The 24,565-nt window shown below is 54.3% G+C and carries 21 protein-coding genes; 19 read left to right on the plus strand and 2 right to left on the minus strand.

From position 1 onward, the window contains the following. The first annotated feature begins 23 nt into the window (after positions 1–23). The 15 genes from nifD (at position 24) to NYE33_RS10755 (ending at position 17,252) form a co-directional block, all read left to right on the plus strand. Positions 24–1,481 (plus strand): nitrogenase molybdenum-iron protein alpha chain, encoded by a 1,458-nt coding sequence (gene nifD, locus NYE33_RS10685; RefSeq protein WP_042139711.1) that lies wholly within the window; start codon positions 24–26, stop codon positions 1,479–1,481. Continuing rightward, positions 1,478–3,037 carry a nitrogenase molybdenum-iron protein subunit beta gene (gene nifK, locus NYE33_RS10690; protein ID WP_042139710.1) on the plus strand — a complete coding sequence of 520 codons (1,560 nt, stop codon included), beginning with the start codon at positions 1,478–1,480 and terminating at the stop codon, positions 3,035–3,037. Before nifD ends, nifK begins: the two co-directional genes overlap by 4 nt. Positions 3,038–3,325: 288 nt before the next feature. Next, positions 3,326–4,690, plus strand: a complete 1,365-nt coding sequence (gene nifE, locus NYE33_RS10695; protein WP_340985515.1) for a nitrogenase iron-molybdenum cofactor biosynthesis protein NifE — start codon at positions 3,326–3,328, stop codon at positions 4,688–4,690. Next, complete coding sequence (gene nifN, locus NYE33_RS10700) at positions 4,680–6,008, plus strand: nitrogenase iron-molybdenum cofactor biosynthesis protein NifN (RefSeq protein ID WP_042139708.1); 1,329 nt, start codon at positions 4,680–4,682, stop codon at positions 6,006–6,008. Before nifE ends, nifN begins: the two co-directional genes overlap by 11 nt. Further along, on the plus strand, positions 5,983–6,393 hold the full coding sequence (gene nifX, locus NYE33_RS10705) for a nitrogen fixation protein NifX (protein WP_341065712.1): 411 nt from the start codon (positions 5,983–5,985) through the stop codon (positions 6,391–6,393). The genes nifN and nifX overlap by 26 nt, the downstream gene beginning before the upstream one ends. Continuing rightward, the gene (locus tag NYE33_RS10710) at positions 6,377–6,943 is read left to right on the plus strand and encodes a DUF269 domain-containing protein (RefSeq protein WP_052422076.1); all 567 of its coding nucleotides are present in this window, start codon (positions 6,377–6,379) and stop codon (positions 6,941–6,943) included. The genes nifX and NYE33_RS10710 overlap by 17 nt, the downstream gene beginning before the upstream one ends. A 37-nt stretch (positions 6,944–6,980) precedes the next feature. Continuing rightward, complete coding sequence (locus NYE33_RS10715) at positions 6,981–7,733, plus strand: HesA/MoeB/ThiF family protein (RefSeq protein ID WP_042139706.1); 753 nt, start codon at positions 6,981–6,983, stop codon at positions 7,731–7,733. Beyond that, positions 7,730–8,872: a homocitrate synthase/isopropylmalate synthase family protein gene (locus NYE33_RS10720; RefSeq protein WP_042139705.1), complete on the plus strand. Its 1,143-nt coding sequence runs from the start codon at positions 7,730–7,732 to the stop codon at positions 8,870–8,872. Before NYE33_RS10715 ends, NYE33_RS10720 begins: the two co-directional genes overlap by 4 nt. Positions 8,873–9,048: 176 nt before the next feature. Continuing rightward, on the plus strand, positions 9,049–9,825 hold the full coding sequence (locus NYE33_RS10725; protein ID WP_042139704.1) for a Cof-type HAD-IIB family hydrolase: 777 nt from the start codon (positions 9,049–9,051) through the stop codon (positions 9,823–9,825). Positions 9,826–10,248: 423 nt separating this feature from the next. Further along, positions 10,249–11,409 carry a BclA C-terminal domain-containing protein gene (locus NYE33_RS10730; protein WP_341065715.1) on the plus strand — a complete coding sequence of 387 codons (1,161 nt, stop codon included), beginning with the start codon at positions 10,249–10,251 and terminating at the stop codon, positions 11,407–11,409. Positions 11,410–11,590: 181 nt separating this feature from the next. After that, entirely contained in the window at positions 11,591–12,085 is a 495-nt protein-coding gene (locus NYE33_RS10735; protein ID WP_042139703.1) for a hypothetical protein, read from the plus strand. 105 nt (positions 12,086–12,190) lie between these two features. Next, positions 12,191–13,894 carry a glycoside hydrolase family 13 protein gene (locus NYE33_RS10740; protein ID WP_042139702.1) on the plus strand — a complete coding sequence of 568 codons (1,704 nt, stop codon included), beginning with the start codon at positions 12,191–12,193 and terminating at the stop codon, positions 13,892–13,894. A 233-nt stretch (positions 13,895–14,127) separates the two neighbouring features. Then, positions 14,128–14,862, plus strand: a complete 735-nt coding sequence (locus tag NYE33_RS10745) for a class I SAM-dependent methyltransferase (protein WP_042139701.1) — start codon at positions 14,128–14,130, stop codon at positions 14,860–14,862. A 39-nt stretch (positions 14,863–14,901) separates the two neighbouring features. Beyond that, entirely contained in the window at positions 14,902–15,903 is a 1,002-nt protein-coding gene (locus NYE33_RS10750) for an MBL fold metallo-hydrolase (protein WP_341065718.1), read from the plus strand. Between the two features lie 776 nt (positions 15,904–16,679). After that, positions 16,680–17,252 (plus strand): TetR/AcrR family transcriptional regulator, encoded by a 573-nt coding sequence (locus tag NYE33_RS10755; protein WP_042139700.1) that lies wholly within the window; start codon positions 16,680–16,682, stop codon positions 17,250–17,252. A gap of 356 nt (positions 17,253–17,608) precedes the next feature. Here NYE33_RS10755 and NYE33_RS10760 read toward each other — a convergent pair whose 3' ends face one another. Both NYE33_RS10760 and NYE33_RS10765 read right to left on the minus strand, forming a co-directional pair. Next, positions 17,609–18,415 (minus strand): hypothetical protein, encoded by an 807-nt coding sequence (locus NYE33_RS10760; protein WP_042139698.1) that lies wholly within the window; start codon positions 18,413–18,415, stop codon positions 17,609–17,611. 43 nt (positions 18,416–18,458) lie between these two features. Beyond that, the gene (locus tag NYE33_RS10765) at positions 18,459–19,058 is read right to left on the minus strand and encodes a phosphatidylglycerophosphatase A family protein (protein ID WP_042139697.1); all 600 of its coding nucleotides are present in this window, start codon (positions 19,056–19,058) and stop codon (positions 18,459–18,461) included. Positions 19,059–19,319: 261 nt separating this feature from the next. Between NYE33_RS10765 and NYE33_RS10770 the strand changes: the two genes are divergently transcribed. From NYE33_RS10770 to NYE33_RS10785, 4 genes are all read left to right on the plus strand, one after another. Then, positions 19,320–20,432, plus strand: coding sequence for a GerMN domain-containing protein (locus tag NYE33_RS10770; protein ID WP_042141592.1), 1,113 nt, complete (start codon positions 19,320–19,322; stop codon positions 20,430–20,432). Positions 20,433–20,626: 194 nt separating this feature from the next. After that, the gene (gene rph, locus NYE33_RS10775; protein WP_042139695.1) at positions 20,627–21,385 is read left to right on the plus strand and encodes a ribonuclease PH; all 759 of its coding nucleotides are present in this window, start codon (positions 20,627–20,629) and stop codon (positions 21,383–21,385) included. A gap of 1 nt (position 21,386) precedes the next feature. Then, a complete protein-coding gene (locus NYE33_RS10780; RefSeq protein WP_042139694.1) occupies positions 21,387–22,022 on the plus strand; it encodes an XTP/dITP diphosphatase in 636 nt (211 codons plus the stop codon). A 575-nt stretch (positions 22,023–22,597) separates the two neighbouring features. Continuing rightward, positions 22,598–24,541 (plus strand): glycosyl hydrolase family 18 protein, encoded by a 1,944-nt coding sequence (locus NYE33_RS10785; RefSeq protein WP_341065721.1) that lies wholly within the window; start codon positions 22,598–22,600, stop codon positions 24,539–24,541. Positions 24,542–24,565: the final 24 nt, after the last annotated feature.

Genomic DNA, 24,565 nt, shown 5'->3' on the forward strand with positions numbered 1-24,565 from the left:
ATCAAGAAAAGGAGGGTCAATACATGGGACTGAATATCGAAGAAAATAAAAAACTGGTAGAAGAAGTTCTGGAAGCTTACCCGAAAAAAGCGAAGAAAGACCGCGAGAAGCATTTCCAGGTTGCTACAGATAATGCAATAGACTGCGGGACCTGCGCAGTCAAGTCCAATATTAAATCCCGTCCGGGTGTGATGACCCCGCGCGGTTGTGCTTATGCAGGCTCCAAAGGGGTAGTATGGGGCCCGATCAAGGATATGGTTCACATTAGTCACGGCCCTGTCGGCTGCGGTCAATACAGCTGGGGCTCACGCCGTAACTTTGCGAACGGGACGCTCGGTATTGATAATTTTACAGCTATGCAGATCACCAGTGATTTTCAGGAGACGGATATTGTCTTCGGCGGAGACAAGAAGCTGGCCGTAATCATGCGTGAGATTACCGAGATGTTCCCGCTGGCCAAGGGGATCTCGGTTCAATCCGAGTGCCCGGTCGGTCTGATTGGTGATGATATTGAAGCGGTATCCAAAAAGATGTCCAAAGAGCTGGATATGCCGATTGTTCCCGTCCGCTGTGAAGGGTTCCGGGGGGTCAGCCAATCCCTGGGTCACCATATTGCGAACGATGCAATCCGCGATTTCGTCATGGGCCGTGCGGAGCTGGCGGAGACCGGTCCGTATGATGTCAACATTATCGGCGACTATAATATCGGCGGTGATGCCTGGGCATCCCGTATTCTGCTGGAGGAGATGGGCCTGCGCGTGATTGCCCAGTGGTCCGGTGACGGCTCCCTCAATGAGCTGGAAGTAGCCCACAAGGCGAAGCTGAACCTGATTCACTGCCACCGTTCGATGAACTATATGGTGGATCATATGGAGAAGGCCTACGGTATACCTTGGCTGGAATACAACTTCTTCGGACCGACCAAGACCTATGAGAGTCTGCGGGCGATCGCCGCTCTGTTCGATGCTACGATTCAGGAAAACTGCGAGAGAATGATTGCCAAATATAAGCCGGTGATGGATGCCATTATCCATAAATTCAGACCCCGGCTGGAGAACAAAACGGTCATGCTGATGATCGGCGGATTACGTTCCCGCCATACCATCGGAGCGTATGAGGATTTGGGGATGGATATCGTGGCTTCCGGTTACGAATTCGCCCATAAGGATGACTATGAGAAGATGCTTCCGATGCTGCAGGAAGGAACGATCATTATGGATGACCCAACAGCCTATGAGCTGGAAGAGATCACCCAGAGAATGAACATAGATCTGGTAGGTTCAGGTGTGAAAGAGAAGTATGTGTATCACAAAATGGGGGTTCCATTCCGCCAGATGCACTCCTGGGATTACAGCGGTCCTTATCATGGCTTCGACGGCTTTAAGGTTTTTGCCAAGGACATGGATATGACAGTGAACAGCCCGGTATGGGATCTGGTAACCCGGAAATCCAAAATCCAGCCAGAGGAGGCGAGCATATGAGCAAGGACGATCTGAACATTAAAGATAATACCAGCTTGTTTAAGGAGGAGCGTTATGTTCAGCAGCGGGAGAACAAGAAACAGTTCGAAGCGCCTTGCAGCGAGCAGGAAACTGCTGAAGCACTCGCTTACTCCAAATCCGCTGAATATATGGAAAAGAACTTTGGCCGCCAGAATGTGGTCATCAATCCGCATAAAGCCTGCCAGCCGCTGGGTTCCGTAATGGCCGCGCTCGGATTCGAGAAAACACTGCCGTTTGTACATGGCTCGCAGGGCTGCAACGCCTACTTCCGCAGCCATCTCAGCCGTCACTTTAAAGAACCCACGCCATCCGTTTCCACTTCAATGACCGAGGATGCGGCCGTATTCGGCGGAATGAATAACCTGATCGACGGTCTGGAGAACAGTGTCGCGCTGTACAAACCGGAGATGGTTGCCATCTGTACCACCTGTATGGCTGAGGTTATCGGGGATGACCTCAACTCTTTTATCGGCAATGCCCGGATCAAAGGGGTGATTAGTGAAGAATACCCGGTAGCTTTCTGCAACACACCAAGCTTCGTAGGTTCGCATATCACAGGCTATGACGCCATGATCAAAGGCATTCTGAGCTACCTCTATACCCGTTCGGGAATCGAGAGTAAGCCGGGAAGCGGTGCGGAAAGCGGAGAGAAGCTGAATGTTCTGCTGGGGTTCGAGCCGTACACCGGCAACTTTGCTGAACTGCGCAAGATTCTGGCGGCTTTTGATACGAAGTACACCATCCTGGGAGACCACAGCGGAAACTATGACTCACCTGCTACAGGAGAATACGAGTATTACTATGGCGGCACGAAGCTTGAGGATGTTCCGCAGGCAGCGAATGCACTGGGAACCCTGTCTCTGCAAAAATATACGCTGAAAAAGACGCAGGAATATATCAGCGGAACCTGGAAGCAGCAAATCTCCGCATTATCGACACCGCTTGGGATTAAAGGTACTGATAAATTGCTGGAAACGATCAGCGAACTGACCGGCTTGCCGGTTCCTGCTCCACTTACCGAAGAACGCGGCCGCGTAGTAGATGCGCTCATGGACAGTCATCCTTACCTGCACGGCAAGCGGGTTGCGCTTGTAGGTGATCCGGATCTGCTGATCGGTCTGATCGGATTCTGTCTGGAAACCGGGATGGAGCCGGTGCATATCGTCTGCTCGAACGGTGATGTTGATTACAATGAAGTGAAGTTCAAGGATGAAGCAGAGGCGCTGCTGGCGGCAAGTCCCTACGGTTCAGAAGCAACTGTGCATGTGGGTAAAGACCTGTGGCATATGCGCTCGCTGCTGCTGAATGATACGGTTGATCTGGCAATCGGCAGCTCCCATCTGAAATTCGCCGCCAAGGATGCCGATGTTCCGCTGATCCGGGTCGGATTCCCGATCTTTGACCGTCATCATATGCACCGTTATCCGATTATCGGGTATCAGGGGACGTTGAATCTGCTCAGCTTAATTGTGAACACGATCCTCCAGCAGCTCGATGATAATAATTCCGGATTTAACTTTGAGCTGGTGCGCTAAACATAGTTTTATCAGCTATCTAAGTTAAAGTGATCACTAAGAGTGAGAGGGATTACTGAAACTTTCTGAAATGAAATGTATATTATTGATGTAATTATTTGAATAAATGTAAAAATACTCAACCTGGCATCCTTCGTCCCCCGGTACATTCGGCAGCGGTTAATATGACCGGAATCCGCGGGGGCAGCGGAGGGCCGGGATTCTTGCCATCATGTGCAAATGCCGCCTCAGGAACAGCGCAAGATTTGCGTGAAACACAGCATCTTAAGCGAAGGAGATGAAGAGCCGATGGACCCTGTTCGAAAAGACGAATTTGAATCCGAGGCTTGCGGGAGCATAGCCCCAAAAGCAAAGCCCTGTCCGCGGCCCAAACCGGGTGAAGCAGCTGGAGGCTGCTCCTTCGACGGAGCCCAAATTACGCTGCTGCCGATTATGGACGCTGCACATCTTGTCCATGGACCGATTGCCTGTGCCGGTAATAGCTGGGAGAGCAGAGGAACGTTATCAAGCGGCCCCTCCCTGTCCCAATATGGCTTCGCTACGGATCTTACGGATTCCGATATTATTTTTGGCGGCGAGAAGAAACTGAAGGAAAGTATCGACTATATTGCCGAGCGCTTTGCGCCTCCGGCAATATTTGTATATTCAACCTGTGTGACAGCGCTGATTGGCGAAGATATGGATGCGGTCTGCAAGACTGCGGCTGAGCGGATCGGGATTCCTGTGATCCCCGTGAACAGTCCCGGCTTCGTCGGCAGCAAGAATCTCGGCAACCGCCTGGCCGGGGATGCCCTGCTGCAGTACGTCATCGGTACGGGAGAGCCGGAGCCGCTGACGCCGCTGGGCGTGAATCTGATCGGAGAGTATAATATCGCCGGTGAGATGTGGGATATCGAGAAGCTGATGAACAGCGCAGGGATAGCGGTAACCTCGCGGATAACGGGAGATGCCCGTTACAAGGAGATTACCTGGGCGCACCGTGCCAAGGTGAATATGGTGGTCTGCAGCCGGGCGCTGCTGGGTCTTGCCAAGGAGATGGAGTCCAGATATGGCATCCCTTATTTCGAAGGTTCGTTCTACGGGGCCAAGGAAACGACCTACTCACTGCGGCAAATGGCGTTTCTGATGAATGACCGTGAGATGGAGCGGCGGGTGGACCGGCTCACAGAGCGGGAAGAAGCCCGGCTAAGCCAGGATCTGCGCCCATACCGCAAGCTGCTGAAAGGGAAACGGGCGGTACTCTACACAGGCGGCGTCAAGAGCTGGTCGGTGATCTCGGCGCTGAAGGAGCTGGGTGTCCAGGTAGTCGGGGTAGGCACGAACAAGAGTACTGAGGATGATGTGCGGCGGATTGCCGACCGGGTGGGCGACGATACGGAATACATTCCCGAAGGCGGAGCAAGCCGGATTATTAAGACGGTCAGGGAACGCAAGGCTGATATTATGATTGCCGGCGGACGCAATATGTACGTGGCGATGAAAGAGCAGATCCCGTTCATCGATATTAATCAGGAGCGGCACAAGGCGTATGCCGGATATGAGGGATTGCTGAGGCTGGCCAAGGAACTGACCTATTCGCTGGCCAATCCAATCTGGAAGCTGGCGGCGAGCCCGGCCCCATGGGATAAGGAGGCTCCTCCTTATGACCGTTAACCGGAGAAAGAAGCCGGCATCGGTCAACCCGATGAAGATCGGGCAGTCGCTGGGTGCCGTGCTGGCACTGCAGGGCTGTTACCGGGCCATGCCGCTGATTCACGGCTCCCAGGGCTGCTCCGCTTTTCCGAAGGCGCTGCTGACCCGGCATTTCCGGGAACCGATTGCCGTGCAGACCTCGGCGCTGCAGGAGATGGATGTCATCTTCGACGCCAACCGCAATCTGGAAGAGGCACTGAACCTGGTGCTGAGCAAGCACCGTCCCGATATCATCGGCATTATTGGAACAGAGCTGACCGATGTGGCGGGTGTGGATTATCAGAACATGCTTAAGACGTATAAAAGAGAGCGGAATATGCGCGGCGGTCTCGCCTTCTCCGTCGTGCTCCCTGATTTTCGCGGATCACTGGAATCGGGCTTCAGCTCTACGGTAGAAGCCATGATTGACGAGATGATCCAGCAGGTCGGACACCGGGGGTCCAGGAGTGTAAACACCCGGCAGATCACCTTGCTGCCGGGATCATTCTTAACCCCGGCCGATGTAATGGAGCTGAAGGAGATCATCTCCTCCTTCGGGTTCGAGGTGATTGCGCTGCCGGATATCTCAACGTCCCTGTCGGGCCATCTGCTGACAGGCTTCTCGCCGCTGACCCGGGGCGGGGTTCCGCTGGATTCCATGCTGCAGAGCCTGCAGTCCGGGCTGACGATTGCCATAGGCGGCAGCATGGAGCGTCCGGCCCGGCGGCTGCACAATGCTCTGGGCACGCCTTATAAGGTATTCGAAGGCGCAATGGGGCTAAAGGCTTCTGATGAACTGCTGCATTTCCTGCATCAGATCAGCGGGGAGCCGGTGCCGCTGCGTTATTGCTGGCAGAGGGAGAATCTGCTCGACAGCATGCTGGATGCCCATTTTCAGTTTGCCGGAATGTCGGCTCTGACGGCGCTGGAACCGGATCATTTGTATTCGGTCTCGGGATGGCTGGAGGAGCTGGGGGTAGAGCAGAAGGCGCTGATTACCTCATACGAAACTCCGCTCGTTGCCGGAATGGAACGCGAGGTATGGGTGGGGGATCTGGATGATGCCGAGGTACTCGGCAAAGGAGCGGATTTGTGGATCAGCAATTCCCACGGGCTCGCAGGTGCGCAGCGGATCGAAGCAGCGTTTATGCCGGCCGGATTCCCGGTCTGGAATGAGCTGGGTGCTTATATGTCTGTCTCGGTCGGGTACCGAGGCGCTATGGAATGGAGTAATAAAGCAGGGAATTTGTTAATGCAAAGGGAGGCAGGACACCGTGAAAGTAGCGTTCGCCACAGATGATGGAAACCGTGTGAATGCCCATTTCGGACAAAGTCCGATGTTTGCTGTATATAATGTAACGAAATCAGGCGCCTCACTGGTTGAGCTGCGCAAGCTGCCAGCGGTGCTGAACCAGGATGAAGCAGGCAAAATCGACAGCCGGCTGGATGCGGTAAGCGACTGTACCCTGATCTTCATCATGCAGATCGGTGCGTCAGCGGCCGCGCGGGTGACACGCCGCAAGATCATGCCGGTGAAGGTGCCTTTCGGAAGTCCCATAGATGAACAGCTGAAACGGCTGGTGGAGATGCTTCAGGGTAAGCCGCCCATGTGGCTGGCCAAGGTTCTGCGGGCGGAGGAGAATAGCGGGAGTGAAGGGGGAGAAGCAAATGGAACCCATGGCTAACGAGCATGCGGTGCAGCAGGATACGGGGAACACGGAAGCCCCGGCAATGAGGCTGCGCAGCCGGAAAGTGCGCAAGGAACTGAATCAGGAGACAGCGGATGCTCTGGTCCGGCGGCTGTGCCATCTGCTGGATGCCGGAGATTTCTTCGGGCGTAATGCCATGCTTCCGCCGCTGGAGAAGATCGGGAAGCTGTTCCTGGCTACTGCCGAGGATCAGAATCAATCCGAATTCAATTGTGCCGTGTCACCGAAGGTGCGCCAGCAGGTACCGCTGCTGTTCCAGGCGATGGCCGGAGTGATGGAAGAAAGAACGGGCCTTATGATCCAGAGTACCGCTGAGATTAACGGCGAGGGTTTTGGACGGGGGCTGCTGTATAGCGGCAGAGTTATCCTGGTGCTCAAAAGCTTACGGGCGGGCGCACCTTTCCCGTTCACTTCTGCAGAGAAGACGATCCGGTACGGGGTGGAGTGTATAGAAGAAGGGCAGGCTTTTCTGGATAAATACAAGGCGATGACTTCAGAGCACGGGCTGCTCAGCCTGGAGGGCTAGGGCAGATCTCAATTCGCAGTTACAGGGGGATTCAGGGATGGAGCAGCTTGCCGGAGAGTTGGAGCTGGAACGGTATACCCGGCAGCTGAAGCTGCTCGGGGAAGACGGGCAGAAGGCACTGAAGGAAGCAACGGTCATGGTGGCCGGCATCGGCGGACTTGGGGGAACAGCTGCACTCTATTTGGCGGCGGCGGGTGTCGGCAGGCTTATTTTGGCCCATGAGGGAAACATTCTCGCGCCGGATCTTAACCGGCAGATTCTGATGGATAGTGATCATTTGGGGCAGGAGCGGATGAGTACGGCTATTGCCCAGCTGCAGCGGCTGAATCCGTATGTGGCAATTGAAGGCTATAATTCTAAGATTGAATATAACGCGGCCAGACCCTGGGTAGAGGCTGCCGATATTGTAATTGACGCCCGGTATGACTTCCCTGAGCGGTACGCGCTGAACCGTCTGTGTGTCGATACGAACACGCCGATGGTGGAAGCGGCAATGTATGGCTTTGAAATATCGCTGACTACTGTGATTCCGGGACTGACGCCTTGCCTCGAATGCCTGTATCCGGATGTGCAGCCGCAGTGGGAGCCGTTCGGATTTCCTGTTCTGGGTGCGACTTCCGGGATTGCAGGTTGTCTGGCAGCGCTGGAAGCCGTAAAATGGATTACAGGGGTAGGGACAACTTATGCGGGCGTAATGCATCGCTTCAGCTCACTCGACTTCGCCTGTTATAGCGTCCATATTACCCGTAATCCGAATTGCGCTTGCTGCGGAGAAGGAGGTAAACCGTGAAAAGTCTCAAGCTATGTGACACGACACTGAGGGATGGTGAACAGGCGGCTGGAGTTTCATTCACGAGGGCGGAAAAGCTGGAAATCGCAAAGTTGCTGTCGGAGTGCGGAGTAGAGCAAGCAGAGGTAGGAATTCCTGCCATGGGCAAACGGGAGCAGGAGGATATCGCGGCCATCGCTGAATTGGGACTCCCCATGAAGCTGATGACGTGGAACCGTTCGGTTCCCGGAGATATTGACAAGGCAAAGGCTACCGGAGTGAACTGGAGTCATATCTCCATTCCGGTGTCGGAGATTCAGCTGCAGGGTAAGCTGGGGTTGTCGCAGCGTGAAGGTCTGAACAAGCTGCTTCGTGCAGTGGAATACGGGCTACGGCAGGACATGACGGTGTCGGTAGGCATGGAGGATTCCTCCAGGGCAGATATGAATTTCCTCATTGAAGTGGTAAATACATTATATAAGGAAGGTATCCGCAGGTTCCGTTATGCGGATACCGTCTCGGCGCATCATCCGGGGCAGATGGCAGACCGCGTGAGCCGGCTGCGGGGTGCAGTGCCTGGGGATGTGGAGCTGGAGGTGCACTGCCATAATGATTTCGGTCTGGCCTGCGCGAATACGCTTAGCGGGATCGCGGCAGGGGCGGTATGGGCCAGCACAACGGTAGCCGGAATCGGTGAACGGACCGGCAATGCGGCCATGGAGGAAGTAGCCATGGCCTGGCGCTATTTGTACGGCGGAGAATGTGCGGTCCGGCTGGAGCTGCTCAAAGGCTTGGCTGACATGGTGATTGCCGCCTCCGGCCGCAGTGTCGGCGACGCGAAGCCGATTGTGGGGCAGCTTGCCTTCACCCATGAATCGGGGATTCATGTGGACGGGCTGATGAAGGAGAAGTCCACGTATCAGTCCTTCGATCCTGCGGAGGTAGGCCGGGCTCACCGCTTCGTGCTCGGCAAGCATTCCGGCAGCGGCGGTGTGACCCATGTGCTGGAGCAGCGGGGGCTTGAAGTCAGTGCCGATACGGCCGGCCGTCTGCTGGAGAAGGTGCGTGAATATGCGGAAGCCCGCAAAGGCACCGTACCGGAGTATATGCTGGTGCAGTGGCTGATGGAAGAGCAGCAGCGGGCCCAGAATGCGGTATAGGACAGCTTTGGAATGTTGATTATTTTAAGCAGTGCTGATTTTCCTTAGGGAGAACAGTGCTGCTTTTTTGCTGTGAAACCGCCATTTTCAGAAAAGATAACTTGCATCGCTTGCAGGAAGCATCTACACTTTGAGCAGGATGTTACTTCGGAAGAAAGCAAGGAGAATGGGCAGCTATGACATTGAGGAAAACGATCTTTTTTGATATTGACGGCACGATTTATGATGAGGAAAAGCAGATTCCCCCGTCCGCCAAAGAAGCGATAGCTGAACTGAAAAGACGCGGCCACCATGTGGCGATTGCTACCGGAAGAGCGGACTATATGTTCGAGGAGCTGCGCGCGGAGCTGGGGATCGATTCCTATGTTTCGCTTAACGGGCAATATGTAGTATATGAAGGAAAGCCGGTGTACAGCAATCCGATTGAGAAGCCTACACTGGAGGAGCTTACCTTGTTCGCTGAGAAGCTGGATCATCCGGTGGCATACACAGATACGGCGGGCATGAAAGTAAACGTGGCCGATCATGAGTATATCAAGACGAGCATCGGTTCGCTGAAGCTGGTGTTTCCGACGCATGATGCAGAATATTTCCTGAAGAATGACACGCATCAGGCGATGATTTTCTGCCCGCAGGAGAGTCAGGCTATATACACTGAGCGGTATCCGCAGCTGAACTTCATCCGCTGGCACCCGCTGTGTATGGATGTGCTGCCGGGCAATGGCTCCAAGGCTAACGGAATTGCGGAAATGCTGAAGGTTATCGGCGTCCGGAAGGAAGATGTATATGCTTTTGGCGATGGTCTGAATGATGTAGAGATGCTGGGGTTCGTCGGCTACGGTATTGCTATGGGCAACGGGGAAGCTGAAGCGAAGGCTGCCGCCGCTTACGTAACGAAGCATGTAAGCGAGGACGGGATTTACGAAGGCTTGAAGATGGTCGGACTGCTGTAAGGCAGGGATGGATGGTGTAAGCGGAAGCCGGGCGTTACCTGGCCTGAGAGATGCCGAAAGAGTATTCTATTGCAGATTGTGCAGTAGGATGCTCTTTTTTTTGTGCCCGGCTTCCAAAGGGCGGGTTGTCCGGCAATAGTATATGTTTTGGCTGGACGGGGTGTGATAAGGCGGGTGAACAATTTTGGCTCTGCCCGGTTGAAAACAGGTTGTCCAGCCGGTACAAACAACCCGTTTCTCCAAAAATAAATATTTGCCTACGGGATGAATGTCCATGCCCTATCTGGGTCAACGGAGTAGGATACATAAAGTCTATTGGAGGTGCTAATTATGGGTCGTCCGGAACTTAAGAGAAAAAAACGTATTTGCAAAGACGATGTATTGGAGTGTCCGCTGCCAAAAATTAAACGTCCGAAAAGAAAAGTGCATGATAACAAATGCAACTGCAAGAAGATTATCGTCAAAAAGCAGATCGTACGCGTTAATATTCCATTAGGGGCATTGGGGGCAGCCGGGGCAGCAGGTGCCCTGGGTGCTGCCGGAGCTGTAGAGGCGCTGGGAGCAGCTGGCGCTGCAGGTGCGGCAGGTGCGCTTGGCGCAGCAGGTGCAGGCGGAGCGCTCGGTGCACCGGGCGCCGCCGGAACACTCGGCGCAGTCGGCGCGGCCGGAGCGCTGGGCGCTGTAGGCGCAGCGGGTGCTTTGGGTGCCCGTGGAGCAACCGGCACATTGGGCGCCGTAGGTGCCGCCGGGCTGCTGGGAGCGGCTGGAGCCGCTGGAGCGCTAGGCGCAGTTGGAGCCACAGGCGCACTCGGCGCTGCGGGAGTCGCCGGCGCCTTGGGTGCTGCCGGAGCTGCCGGTGCAGCGGGAGCGCTGGGCGGGATCGGTCCGGCGGGAATTGCCGGACTGGTCGGTCCCGCAGGGCCGGCGGGCGCAGCAGGACCTGCAGGACCTGTAGGACCGGCAGGAGCAGTGGGGCCTGTAGGGCCAGCCGGAGCAGCCGGAGCAGTGGGGCCTGCAGGACCGGCAGGAGCAGCCGGGGCAGTGGGGCCTGCAGGACCGGCAGGAGCAGCGGGGGCAGCCGGGGCCACTGGTGCCACAGGTGCGGCCGGCCCGGCGGGAGCCGCAGGAGCGGCAGGTCCGGCGGGGGCTACCGGAGCAACCGGACCCGCTGGCGGGATTGCCCAGTTCGGTTATGTATATAACCTCGGCGCACAGGTGGTGCCGATTGAGGCGGATGTTTCTTTTGATACGAATGGGTTTCTTACACCCGGGATTACGCATGCTCCGGGTACAACCACCATTTCGGTCACCAATGCGGGTGTCTACGAGGTTAATTTCTCGGTATCCGGTGTAGAGCCGAGCCAGTTTGCCCTATTCGTGAATGGTGCCCAGGTTCCGGGGACGGTATATGGTTCGGGTGCAGGAACGCAGCAGAATACCGGGCAGGCCATTTTCTCCCTGTCATCCGGAGATGTGCTGACGCTGAGAAATCACAGCTCGTCGGCAGCAGTCACACTGCAGACACTGGCTGGCGGAACACAGGCGAATGTCAATGCGTCGATTGTCATTAAGCAGCTGGCCTAGCAGTAGCAGAAAGCAGAGTGAATTGAAGGTTACAGAACAGGCTTGGAGGGAGGCGGGGTACCGGGTAGAGGGTATCCTGTCTTTTTGTTGTGCAGGAAATTACAAAATATAGGGTATCGCCGCAACCTAGAACCATTAGCCTCCGTCAGATTAAGAGCTGGAGAGGGAGAGGGGGGAGATCATGAGTGTAGCCGCAAAGGTTAACTACAGGTATCTGATGATGATCATTGTGCTGATCTTGACGGCCGGATTCGCCCTGCTATTAGCAGGCTGCAGGCAGGCGGAGAATTCTGCACCGGAACAGGTCCGTGTGCTGTCCCGGGAGGATGTCATTGCTGTTTTTGCCGATCAGGGACTGGCGCTGCAGACGGGGGAAGAGGTACCTGGCGCTATTTTTCAGCTGGAATTGAACGGGCTTAAGCCGCAGGTCTATTCCATGGACGGAGTGGAGCTGTCGCTATATCTCTTCGCTTCAGCAGAGGAGCGGGCTGCAGGCTGGGGAGAATTCGGGGAGCTGACGGCTGCTGCGGATTTGATTCCTTTTAAAGCCTATCAGGAAGGGGCCATACTTATGTTCTACATCCACGGGGAATCTGCGGCAGAGGGGCAGAAGTGGAATGAGCAGCTCGATAAGCGGCTGAAGGCAGCCATACGGGGATTGATTGCGGCGGAGTAGGCGCATGCTTTTCGAATAAATTGTTATCCTCTTCCTTCGGTCTGGTTAAGATATATTAATATGTCTTACAGAGGCAGGAACCAATAGAAGCGGAGGGAATCTAAATTGAACCCCAAATGGTGGAAAGAAAGTGTTGCCTACCAGATTTATCCGATCAGCTTCATGGACAGCAATGGTGACGGGAAGGGTGATCTGCGCGGAGTGTTATCGAAGCTCGATTATTTGCAGGACCTCGGTGTAGATGTGATCTGGATCTGCCCGATTTATAAATCACCGAACCATGACAACGGCTATGATATCAGCGACTATTGCGACATTATGAAGGAATTCGGCACGATGGATGATTTTGACCTGCTGCTGCGTGAGATGCATACCCGCGGGATGAAGCTGATGATGGACCTGGTGCTGAATCATACCTCGCATGAGCATCCGTGGTTCGTTGAATCCAGAAGCTCGAAGGATAATCCCAAACGGGACTATTATATATGGAGAAAAGGGAAAAACGGCGGTCCGCCGAACAACTGGGAATCCTATTTCAGTGGTTCGGTCTGGGAGCTCGATCCCCGTACGGATGAATATTATCTGCATTTGTATTCCCGTTTTCAGCCCGATCTCAACTGGGAGAATCCCGCGGTGATCGACAAGCTGCATGAGATGGTGGAGTGGTGGCTGAAGAAGGGGGTTGACGGCTTCAGGTTTGATGCGATTGCCCATATTGTGAAGGCCGAGGGTTATCCGGATGCCCTGAATCCCGGCGGCACGCCGACCGTGCGCGCGTATGATATGTTCTCGAACCTTGACCATGTGCATACGCTGCTGCAGAATCTGCATGATCAGGTGCTCTATTACTACGATATTATGACGGTGGGGGAAACCTCGGGTCTTGGGCCGGAGCAGGCGCTCGATTATGTCGGTGACGGACGGCGCGAGCTGAACATGACCTTCCAGTTCGAGCATATGAATCTGGATGCCGCTTCACCAGGCAGCGGGAAATGGGATGTCGTGCCCTGGAAGCTGGGTGACCTGAAGAAGATCATCAGCAACTGGCAGACCGTTCTGCATAACCGGGGCTGGAACGCCAACTATCTGTGCAACCATGATCAGCCGCGCTCGGTGTCGCGGTTCGGCAATGATCTGTTCTACCGTATCCCGTCAGCCAAAATGCTGGCCACCTTCATCCACATGCTGGAAGGCACCCCCTACATTTATCAGGGTGAAGAAATTGGGATGACCAATGTCGCTTTCGAGTCGATTGATGATTACCGGGATGTAGAGACGCTGAATTTCTACGAGGAAAAGCGGACCGCCGGCGTACCCGAAGCCGACATTATGGCCGCTATTCATACCAAAAGCCGCGATAATGCCCGCACGCCGATGCAGTGGGACGATAGTGAGGATGGCGGATTTACGACGGGGGTTCCCTGGATCAGGGTGAACTCGAACTCCCGGGAGATTAATGTGGCTAATGCAGTCAAGGACCCGGACTCCATCTACAATTACTATAAAAAGCTGATTCAGCTTAGAAAACAACATCAGGTGATCGTCTACGGCGAATATGGTCTGCTGCTGGAAGAGCATCCTGAAATCTATGCCTACACCCGGACGCTGGAGGACCAGCGGCTGCTGGTCATTCTGAATTTCTATGAACGTGAGCCGGTATTTGAGCTTCCGGAGGAATTTCAGGCGGCGGAGAAGCTGGAGCTGCTGATCTCTAATTATCCAGCAGCCAAAGAGGATGATCTGCGCAGTCTAAAGCTGCGTCCGTATGAGGCGCGCGTATATCTGCAGCGCTTAAGCAGCAAGGCGTAAGGCCGGACCCGGGTTCCCCGGACCGCCGGCTGAAGAAACCAAAACAGCAGTCCGGGAGTGGTCTCCGGGGATTGCTGTTTTTTTTCACGAAAATAAATAATTATTCAATCTATGTTCCGGCGAATTGTGATCCTGATGCTTTGTTTCCACAGTAAAAGACGGTACAATAAGCGTTATTAAAGAGAGGCATAAGACCGTACTGGGAAAAAGGCTGTGGAGGGAGTAATAGAGAGATGAGTGAGTGGTACGAAACAAGCTTTGGCGAGGACTATTTAATCGTTTATAGACACAGGGACTTCGGCGGTGCACGCCATGAGGTGGAGACGATGATCGGCTGGCTGGACTTGCACAAGGGTGCCAGGGTGCTTGATCTCTGCTGCGGTATGGGCCGCCATTCGCTGGCTTTGTCGGAGGCCGGTTATGAGGTTACCGGGGTTGATCTATCCGAGGCGCTGCTGCATGAAGCGCGTTCGCAGGCGGGTGCGGAAGCCGTAACCTGGCTGCGGTCTGATATGCGTGAGCTTCCCTTGGAGGGCGGATTCGATGCAGTGGTCAATTTGTTTACTTCGTTCGGATATTTCGAAGAAGACGAGGAGCAGATCAAGGTGCTGAAGGAAATCTGCCGGATGCTGAAGCCGGAGGGCAAATTTATTATTGATTTTCTGAATCCGGCTTATGTCATCCGCCATCTGGTGCCCCACTCTGTCCGTGAGGACGGGGATACTCTGATCGATGAATCACGCCGGATTGAGGAGGGTTACGTGAAGAAGGATATCCTTCTGATCTCGAAGGCCGGAGGGGCGCCCCGGAAATATCATGAACGGGTGAAGCTCTATTCCGTGGACAATTTCCGCGAGATGATCGCTGCTGCCGGGCTGCGGCTTGAAGCTGTGCATGGCAGCTACGATGAAGAGGAATATGATGCTGAGTCCTCAACCCGGATGATCTTCACAGGAGCTAGACCATAGATGGCGGCGGGAAGAAGAGCCAGAGGAGGAGAGAGGATTTTGCACAAGGCGGATATTCAATCTTGGGATGGCGGAGTTCTGCAGGTCTCTGTGCCGATGGGGCTGCCGCTCCGTCAGGTGAACAGCTATATTCTGCCTGACCGGGACGGCAGGATTACGGTGATTGACCCGGGTCCGCACACCCCGGATGCAGAGCTTGCCTGGCAGGGCGTGCTGGAGGAATTGGATCTGTCCTGGTCCAAGGTGCGGGATATCGTTGTTACCCATCATCATCCCGACCATTATGGTCTTGCCGGCTGGATGCAGTCGCGCAGCGGTGCTCGGGTATGGATGTCGGAGCGGGCTCATGCTGAAGCCGGCCTGGCTTGGGGCAGCGGGGCGATTCTGGATGAGGCTTTGCCGCTGTTCTTCCTGCGGCACGGCATGCCGGAGGCCTGGATTCAGGGCATCCGGGAGCATCTGGAGAGCTTCCGGCCGGAGGTGACCCCGCAGCCGGAGGTCACCTATATCAATGAGGCGGAGCCGTTTGTAATGGGCAGCCGCAAATGGCAGGTTCTGATGACCGGCGGGCATGCGCCGGGTCATGTGTCGCTCTACCACGGCGGCAGCGGGCAAATCTTCTGCGGCGATGCTGTGCTGCCGCAGATTTCGCCCAATGTCGGCCTGCAGCCGGGCAGCGATCCGCAGCCGCTGCGGACGTATCTGCAGGGGCTGCGGGAGCTGCGCAGCCTTGAGGTGCAGCTGGCGTTCCCGGGCCACCGGGAACCGTTCAGCGGGTTCACGGCGCGGGCGGACAGCCTGCTCCGGCATCATGAGGAGCGGCTGGATACTACAGCCGCATTGCTTGCCGGCGGACCGCTGAGCGGGTTCGCCGTCTGTGAGGGGCTGTTCCGCAGCCGGATCGCGACTGCGCATCAGATGCGGTTCGCGATGAGCGAGGCGCTGGCCCATCTGGCCGAGCTGGTGCGCCGGGAGCGGGCGGCCGAGACGGAGGGCGGCCCCGGCGGGGGCATATTGTTCACGGCGGCGGTGTCCGGGTAAGCTGCAATAGGATGCTTGTTGCAGACATAAGTCCATCTGTGCCCGTTGCCGTCTCTCCTTGAGGCTGTTCTTACAACAGTCGCGGGAACCTTACCCTTTACTGTTACCACGACTACTACGACGACTACTACGACTACTACGACTATTTCCAATACCAAACAACTACCAGAATACAGCATACTTAAGAGAAACGGGCACTATCCGCTAAGGAGGGTACCCGTTTTTTGTGTTAGTTAGAAAAGTACCAAGTTACTCCGAGCATGAAAATAAGAAGCTTCTGAAACCGCTGGAAGTGGGCATATGGGCCAAATGTATGCGAAAAATCGAATACAATGTGCCAGCGCGAAGGTAATCAGGCCGAATGTATGCGAAAAATCGAATACAATGTGCCAGCGCGAAGGTAATCAGGCCAAATGTATGCGAAAAATCGAATACAATGTGCCAGCGAGAGGGTAATCGGACCCAAGGTATGCGAAAAATCGAATACAATGTGCCAGCGCGAAGGTAATCAGGCCGAATGTATGCGAAAAATCGAATACAATGGGCTACCCCGAAGGTAACCGAGCCCAATGTATGCGAAAAATTGAATATAATGTGCCAGCGCGAAGGTAACCAGCCCAATGTATCCCGTTGTGCTGAACCGCTGGGCGCATATAGCGCAGTATGGCGGGCAGAGCAGAGCACGGTGACGATGTGCACACTTGTTGATTTATTGACATTTGTTAAATATAATAAGTGCACTAAGCAACTGGACGACAAGTGAAAGGGAGAAGATTATGGACAGACGTATAGGCAAAACGCGGGAAGCTATTTTCGAGGCTTTTATCAGCCTGATGGCCGAGAAGAACTTTGAGCAGATTACGGTAAATGAGATTGCAGCGCGTGCCAATGTAAGCAGAGGAACAATCTATCTCCATTATGTAGACAAGTACGATCTGCTGGATCAGTGTATAGAGACGCAAATGGAACAGCTGTGCGAGAGTTGCCTGGCCGGCGGGGAGGACGCCCATATCGCCTCCGGGGGCGCGCTGCTGCGCACAGCCGAATATCTGGAGCGGCACGCATGGGTCTTCACTACACTGCTTAACAATAAAGGCGTTCCGGCCTTCCGGACCCGTCTGCATGCGATTCTGCTGCAGGGTCTAAGTGAGCAGATCGACATGAGCGGCCTGAACCGCGGGATGAACAAAGAGATGCTGATCCAGTTCCTGGCATCGGCTGTAGTAGGTGTAATGGAGTGGTGGATCACCCATTCGATGCCATACCCGGCCAACGAAATGATCGAAGACATCCTGGCTCTGATGGAGCGCAATCAAATGGCACCACGGCCGCTGGATACTGTGCAATAGATCTGTAGAAGCTGGTAGGTTGCAACATTATTCCGAAAAAAAGACATCCCGCTGTTTATATGCAGCAATTGATGTAGTAGCTCCGAGCGGAATTCAGTGATAGTTGTAGAACGTACACTTAAAAACAGCTAAACGGTACTCTAGTATCATATAACTGTATTCTGTACAACTAAATCTGCCTGAATGGTGAGAACCAATCTATAAATCGCAGTTTAATTGTACGAAATACAACTAAACGGTTAATCGGTTGAAAATCAGACGATTTAGTTGTACAAAGTGCAATTAAGCATACCGCCTAATACGCAATCGGGTCATTGCATATCTTCAGCAAGCAATTTACTAGGACTCTAGGAATCCTATGAATCCGGATCGATTTTTTTCATTTTGGACGGGTTATTGACCTTGTATTTAACCGGATGCTGCGTGAGCTTCTTGGCGACGATCTTGGCTTCGAAGGATACTTTATCGCCGGGATTAAGCTCCAGCTTCTTCAGCGTGGCGCTATGGCTGGACCAGACTTCCTCAATCGCCAGATCATGGCCTTCGACCGAAACGGCTTCATATATAATAACTTCATCATCGTTGTCCGAGAAATGATTGGGGACGGTTGTGAACTCTTTGACCCTAGCGGTAATCGCGAGCTTGTCTTCAGGCAGCTGGACAGCGGCTTTCTTTTTGGAGGCGGCTGCTTTTTTCTGCGGAATTTCCGGTATCGCTTGCTTTGGTGAATCTGAATCTGCGCTGTCCGGAGCAGCCAGAATCTCCTTGCTTGCTGTTTCTGCTTCCGGTACTTCCTGGCTTTCCTGCTCCTCCAGAACGTTCACGGCTGGCAGAGTCTCTTCCGTTACCTCTGTGGAATCATCCGCCTTGGCTGCTTCAGCCGCCGAAGCGCGTTGTCCAAAAGCAGCGGTCTGCATTTCTTTCAGATAAGCGGGATGTATGCAGTGCTGCTGTTTATTCTCAAACTGTATCACCACGGTCAGGCTGTCCACGTAGCCTACAATTTCTACCGGCAGTGTCAGGCCGTTTCTCTTATACTGATAAGTTTTGACCCGGGTGGCTGTAGCGGGCAGGAGATTCCATTCCTTACACCGGTCAATCAGCTCATCTTCACTGTCAAAATCAAGAACGGACACAGGCTCAACTACAAACGAATAGGTCATTCACACTTCGCACCTTTCAAAATAAAATCAATGTAATATCGTCTTACTCCAGCTCCTCATTCTCCGGAACCTTTCTCCGCGCGGCTTCTTCAACATCCTCCGGTGCATGGGGCAGCCCAAGCTCCTGTTCGCGTTCTGCCTGCTTGCGGTGGGCAATACGGCTGCTGGCAGCTGCGGCTACAGCACCTACGATGTCATCCAGATACGTATGGATCTGGCCGGTTGTCTTGTCATTCAGCCTCTCCAGTACTCCAGGCTTCAGCTTGTCCACATAGCCATAGTTAGTGAAGCCGATGCTGCCATATACATTCACGATGGAGAACGCCAGAATCTCATCCACCCCGTACAGCCCTTCATCATTCTCAATCATATCCTGCAGGGGAGCGAACAGCTTGCCTTCCTCGGCCAGTACATCAAGCTGGATGCCGGTCAGCACCGCATTCTGCACCTCTCTTTTGCTCAGTACCATCTCCACATTATGAACGCATTCCTCCATGGTCAGGTTCGGATAATACTTCTTCTGCAGCAGCATGACAAGCTCGGCAATCTCAAGTATGGTTACCCCGCGTTTCTGCAGCCAGAACCGGGTGGCTTCGGCGACGGCTTTGCTGTTGAGGCTGTAAGGGATTTTGGAATCAGTCATGAGAAGTCCTCCATTCGTAATTAAGTTAGGATAGCTGTTTGTACTAAATTGTACGCAAGCGGCAGACTGATGTCCAGAACCGTGCGGATTCATGGGCTGTATCTGGCTGCATCGGTCCGGACCCTGGCTGTATCTGCCCGTCCGGACAGAACTTCTGCAATTTAGGATAAGCTGTTGTTATTTTTTGGACTAAGGGCTCGTATACATAGCAGTACAAACTGATCTTAGCGTTGAAAGGGGTAATGAAGATTGAATAAGCCTATGAAACACATCCGCGGGGTTTCCGCGGCTTGCCTGCTGGCCGTTCCGATTATGCTCTCCGGCTGCAGTCTGTTCGGTTCGGAATCGGCAGCGGTAGACCCGCCTCCGGGTGAAGTCGAAGCACAAATGCTGCAGGTCAGCGGAGAAGGCACACTCGACACCGGGGTTCTGGGACCGGTCTCGCTGGATGAGAGTGATCTCGCAGCGGGGGTTAAAGATGCGGCAGTCTCCGCTGCGGCTGGAGAACGGACAACCGTGTACCTGGAGGATCAGCACGGCCTGCTGGCACCGGTGTCTCTGGCTCTTCCGCAAGGGGAGGGCACAGCAATGCTGGAGGATTCTCTTACTGCGCTAGTCAGCAAGGGGGCATACAAATCTGTACTGCCCGAAGGCTTCCAGGGCGTACTGCCGGCAGGGACGGAAGTGAACAATGTATCTATCGGCCAGGATAAGGTGGCCATCGTTGAATTCAATTCGGCATTCAATGACTATGATCCGGCGGATGAACGCAAAATTCTGGAGGCAGTCACTTGGACCCTGACGGGTCAGGAAGATATCCAGGGCGTACAGCTCTGGGTCGATGGCAAAAAGCTTACCGAAATGCCGCTGCAGGGTACTCCGCTGGATCGGCCGCTGTCCCGCGCCATGGGCATTAACCTGCCGAAGCAGAGTGCGCTCATGATGAACTCCAGCGCAGTGACCGTCTACTTCTCTGCTGCTTCTCCGGATGGCATTCATCAGTATTATGTTCCGGTTACGCGCTTTGTACCCGCAGGGGGAGATTCGGTGAAGGCAGCTCTGAACGAGCTGATTGCCGGACCACAGTCCGAGAATGGCCTGGAGATGGTCATGACGCAGGGCACGGTGGTTGATTCCGTGGAAGCAGGCCAGAATGGGGTAGTTACCGTTTCCCTGAAGGATGAGATGTTCGAAGGCAGCACAAGCGTTCCTGAGGAAATGCTGGAATCGGTCGTGCTGACGGTTGCCCAGAATACGGACGATGCCCTGGTGCAGATCCGCCTGAACGGTAAAGAAACAGTTACGGGAACCAATAATATCGATTACGGCCAGCCGGTCTCGGCACCGGAATATGTGAACGAGCTGCCGCTGTAGAATGATATGCATGCCTAAAAGATGCTTTTGTGCCTGCTCTTTGATAGAATAAAGGTTCATTGATCCGGATATCTTGACAGGAATAGCGGTGCCGTTCTCTGAAGCAGAGGACGGCACCCGTTTCTGCGTATAAGATAAGGGATGGATTCGTGTACACACAAACTTAGGGCTATACGATGTAGGAGGCAGAAAAGATGAGATCAAACGGGCGCCAAGAAGACCAGCTCCGGCCGCTGACGATAACCACCCAAACCAACAAATATGCAGAGGGCTCTGTAATTATTGAGATGGGAGATACCAAAGTCATCTGCACGGCAACCGTGGATGAGAAAGTTCCGCCGTTTCTGAAAGGACAAGGCAAAGGCTGGGTCACTGCCGAATATTCCATGCTTCCCCGGGCCACCCAGACCCGTAACCAGCGCGAAGCAGCACGCGGCAAGCTTACCGGACGGACGATGGAAATTCAGCGTCTGATCGGACGGGCACTCCGTTCCGTAGTGAATCTGCAGGCACTGGGCGAACGCAGTATTACGCTGGATTGCGATGTGATTCAGGCGGACGGGGGGACACGGACAGCTTCGATTACGGGCGCTTTTGTAGCGATGGCCTTTGCCATGAATAAGCTTGCGCTGCAGCACAAGCTGGCCGTATTTCCGATTACGGATTACCTGGCGGCGATCAGCGTCGGTGTCGTCGGTGACAAAACGCTGCTCGATCTGAACTATGAAGAGGATTCCAAAGCGAAGGTTGATATGAATGTGGTTATGACAGGCGGCGGTGCGTTTGTTGAAGTGCAGGGTACAGGCGAAGAGCGGCCGTTTACCCGCCAGGAGCTTGACCAGCTGCTGGGTCTGGGCGAGAAGGGGATCTACGAGCTGATCGCCGTTCAAAAAGAAGTACTGGGCCCCATTGCGCTCAAAATCCCTTCCGGCCAGCCTGGCCAAGAGGTGTAATATGAAGTCCGGCAGCGGGATTCTGATTGTCGCGACGAAGAATAAAGGCAAGGTGCGGGAGTTCCAGCACGCCTTTGCTCCCCTTGGACTCACCGTCAAAAGCATGTTCGATTACCCCGATCTGCCGGATGTGGTGGAGGACGGGGTGACTTTTGCCGAGAATGCCTTCAAAAAATCCCGGGCGGTAGGGGATGCACTCGGATTTCCGGTGCTTGCGGATGATTCCGGTCTATGCGTGGAAGCGCTGGACGGCAGTCCGGGAGTATACTCGGCCCGCTACGCCGGGGAGCCTGCAGATGATGAAGCGAACAACCTGAAGCTGCTGAGCGAGCTGGAGAGGCTGAAGCAGGGTGAGGATACCGGCCAGCCGTTGCTCAGTCCGGCCCGGTTCGTCTGTGCTCTGTCGCTGTATGATCCGGCGGACGGGCGGGAGCTGACGGCGGAAGGAACAGTGGAAGGCTGGATTACCTCGGAGCCTGCGGGCGGAGGAGGCTTCGGCTATGACCCGCTCTTCTATCTTCCGCAGTTTGAGAAGACGATGGCGGAGCTGACGCTGGAAGACAAGCAGGCGGTCAGCCACCGTGGCGCGGCACTGCGTCTGCTGACAGAGAAGCTTGCTGCCGGCAGCGGGACGTGAAATAGAAGCTGAAGCTTATCCGGAAGCCTCCATGCATGTGTAACATGCACGGGGCTTCCGGATTTTTTAAAATATAAGAATTTATATATTTCATGCTATAAATTATCCTTCTATTTCTCGCTGAAACGGTACCGTCCTTTAAAAGGACGGCAAAGCCGTTTCCACTTGTTGAGATATGGAAATTAGATGATAATCCCCCCTCAGTATGGAAATTTACCCCTAGCGCAGCAGCGTGCTTTGTATGAGAATAAGAGTTGACTTCACCCCTTTCGAACATTCTGCATTCTTCCGCTACCCCATTCCCTTCACAAGTTTTGCAAACAGAGGCAGCCTAGCTGAATGACGCAAAACTTACTACACAAGCATAAGCCATAGTTACGAGTAGACACCCGGCAAGAGAGCACGAGATCCGCAGGTATGCAGCTTAGCTGCGCTTTTTTGGGCTGGCCTATAGCATTTCAGCCTGCTAGTTGTGAATTTAATAGATTTACAGGGTGGGGGTCAATAGGGTCCTGGAGGTGAGCGCTGAAGCTTTCTGATTGGGTAACGCATTGAACCGGGGAGGTAATAACGAAATGTTCTTTATCAAAAGTAAAGCTCGTAAACCCTTTGTGCTTGGCTTGGCGGCAGTTCTTATCCTTACCCTTTTTTCGGCTTTCGGTACAAATCCCAGAACGGCTAATGCAGCTTCGGATTACAAGCTTGTCGGGTATTATGCTTCCTGGGCCGCTTACGGGCGGGCGTACAATGTAACGGATATTGATCCTAATAAAATGAATGTAATCAACTATGCGTTTGCGGATATTTGCTGGAACGGGATACATGGCAATCCAGACCCTACCGGTCCGAATCCGGTAACCTGGTCCTGTCAGAACGAGCAAGGCCAGACGATCAGCGTTCCGAACGGAACCATTGTGCTGGGTGATCCCTGGATCGATGCCCAGAAAAGCTTCGGCGACGATAAATGGGATGACCCGATCAAGGGTAACCTGAAGCAGCTCTGGAAGCTGAAGGAGAAGAATCCAAACCTGAAGACGGTCATCTCCATCGGCGGCTGGACGTGGTCGAACCGCTTCTCGGATGTGGCTGCTAGTGCGGCAACCCGTGAGGTATTCGCCAATTCAGCCGTTGATTTCATCCGCAAATACCAGATGGACGGCGTTGATCTGGACTGGGAATACCCGGTCAGCGGAGGACTGGCGGGCAACAGCTACCGTCCGGAGGATAAACAGAACTATGTTCTTCTGCTGCAGAAGATCCGCGAGAAGCTGAATGCGGCAGGAACTGCCGACGGCAAAACGTATCTGCTGACCATTGCTTCCGGCGCAGGACCTGCTTATATCCAGAACAATAATCTCAGCGGGATCGCTGCAGTGGTGGACTGGATTAATATCATGACCTATGACTTCAACGGAAGCTGGAATACAACTACGGGACACAACGCGCCGCTCTATTATGATCCGGCTGCAGCTTCATCGGGGCTGACCGAGCCGGCGAATTACAATATCGACAAAGCGGTTACCAGCTATCTGAGTGCCGGCGTGCCGGCGGGTAAACTCGTGCTCGGCATGCCGTTCTATGGCAGAGGCTGGGGAGGTGCTCCGGCTGCGGGGAATGGCCAGTACCAGGTCTCGGCGGGAATCTCCTCCACAGGCACCTGGGAGAAGGGCAACTATGATTTCAGTGATCTGGAAGCCAACTACATCAACAAGAACGGCTACACCCGCTACTGGAACAACACTTCCAAGGTTCCTTATCTTTATAATCCTTCAAATCAGACATTTATCAGCTACGATGATGTAGAATCCATTGGCTACAAAACAAGTTATCTGAAATCCAAAGGCCTGGCCGGAGCCATGTTCTGGGAGACCAGCGGCGACCGTAACCGGACACTGCAGACGAAGCTAAGCGCTGATCTTAGCGGCGGAGTGGTGACTCCTTCACCAACGCCTTCGGCGACGCCAAGCCCTACGCCAACAGCAACAGTGAAACCGTCGGCAACGCCATCGCCGACACCTACGGCAACGGTTAAGCCGAGTGCCACACCGACTGCTACAGCCACACCGACCGCAACAGTTACACCTACTGCAACACCAGGTCAATGTACGGCAGCGGCTTGGAGTTCAACCGCCGTCTACACTCAAGGACAGCAGGCCTCCTACGGCGGACTGCTCTATCAAGCCCAGTGGTGGACGCAGGGCGAACGGCCGGATCTCAGCGGTGCCTTCGGAGTCTGGAGGGTTGTCGGCACTTGCGGCAACACTACACCGCAGCCTTCCGCTACAGCCACTCCCACTGTAAGTCCTTCGGCTACGCCGACAGCAGCACCAACCGCGACGCCTGTGGTCACGGTAACCCCGACGGCAACCACGGGTGCCTCAGCCTGGGCTGCCGGAATTGCTTATAAAGCGGGTGATGTTGTAACCTACAGCGGGAAATCATATACATGTCTGCAGGCACACACCTCGCTGGTAAGCTGGGAACCGTCTACAACACCGGCTCTTTGGAAGCTGAACTAAGAAATGAAGACTTATCAGCAATAA

The sequence above is a fragment of the Paenibacillus sp. FSL R10-2199 genome (assembly GCF_038000235.1).
Taxonomy (GTDB): domain Bacteria; phylum Bacillota; class Bacilli; order Paenibacillales; family Paenibacillaceae; genus Paenibacillus_AQ; species Paenibacillus_AQ phytohabitans.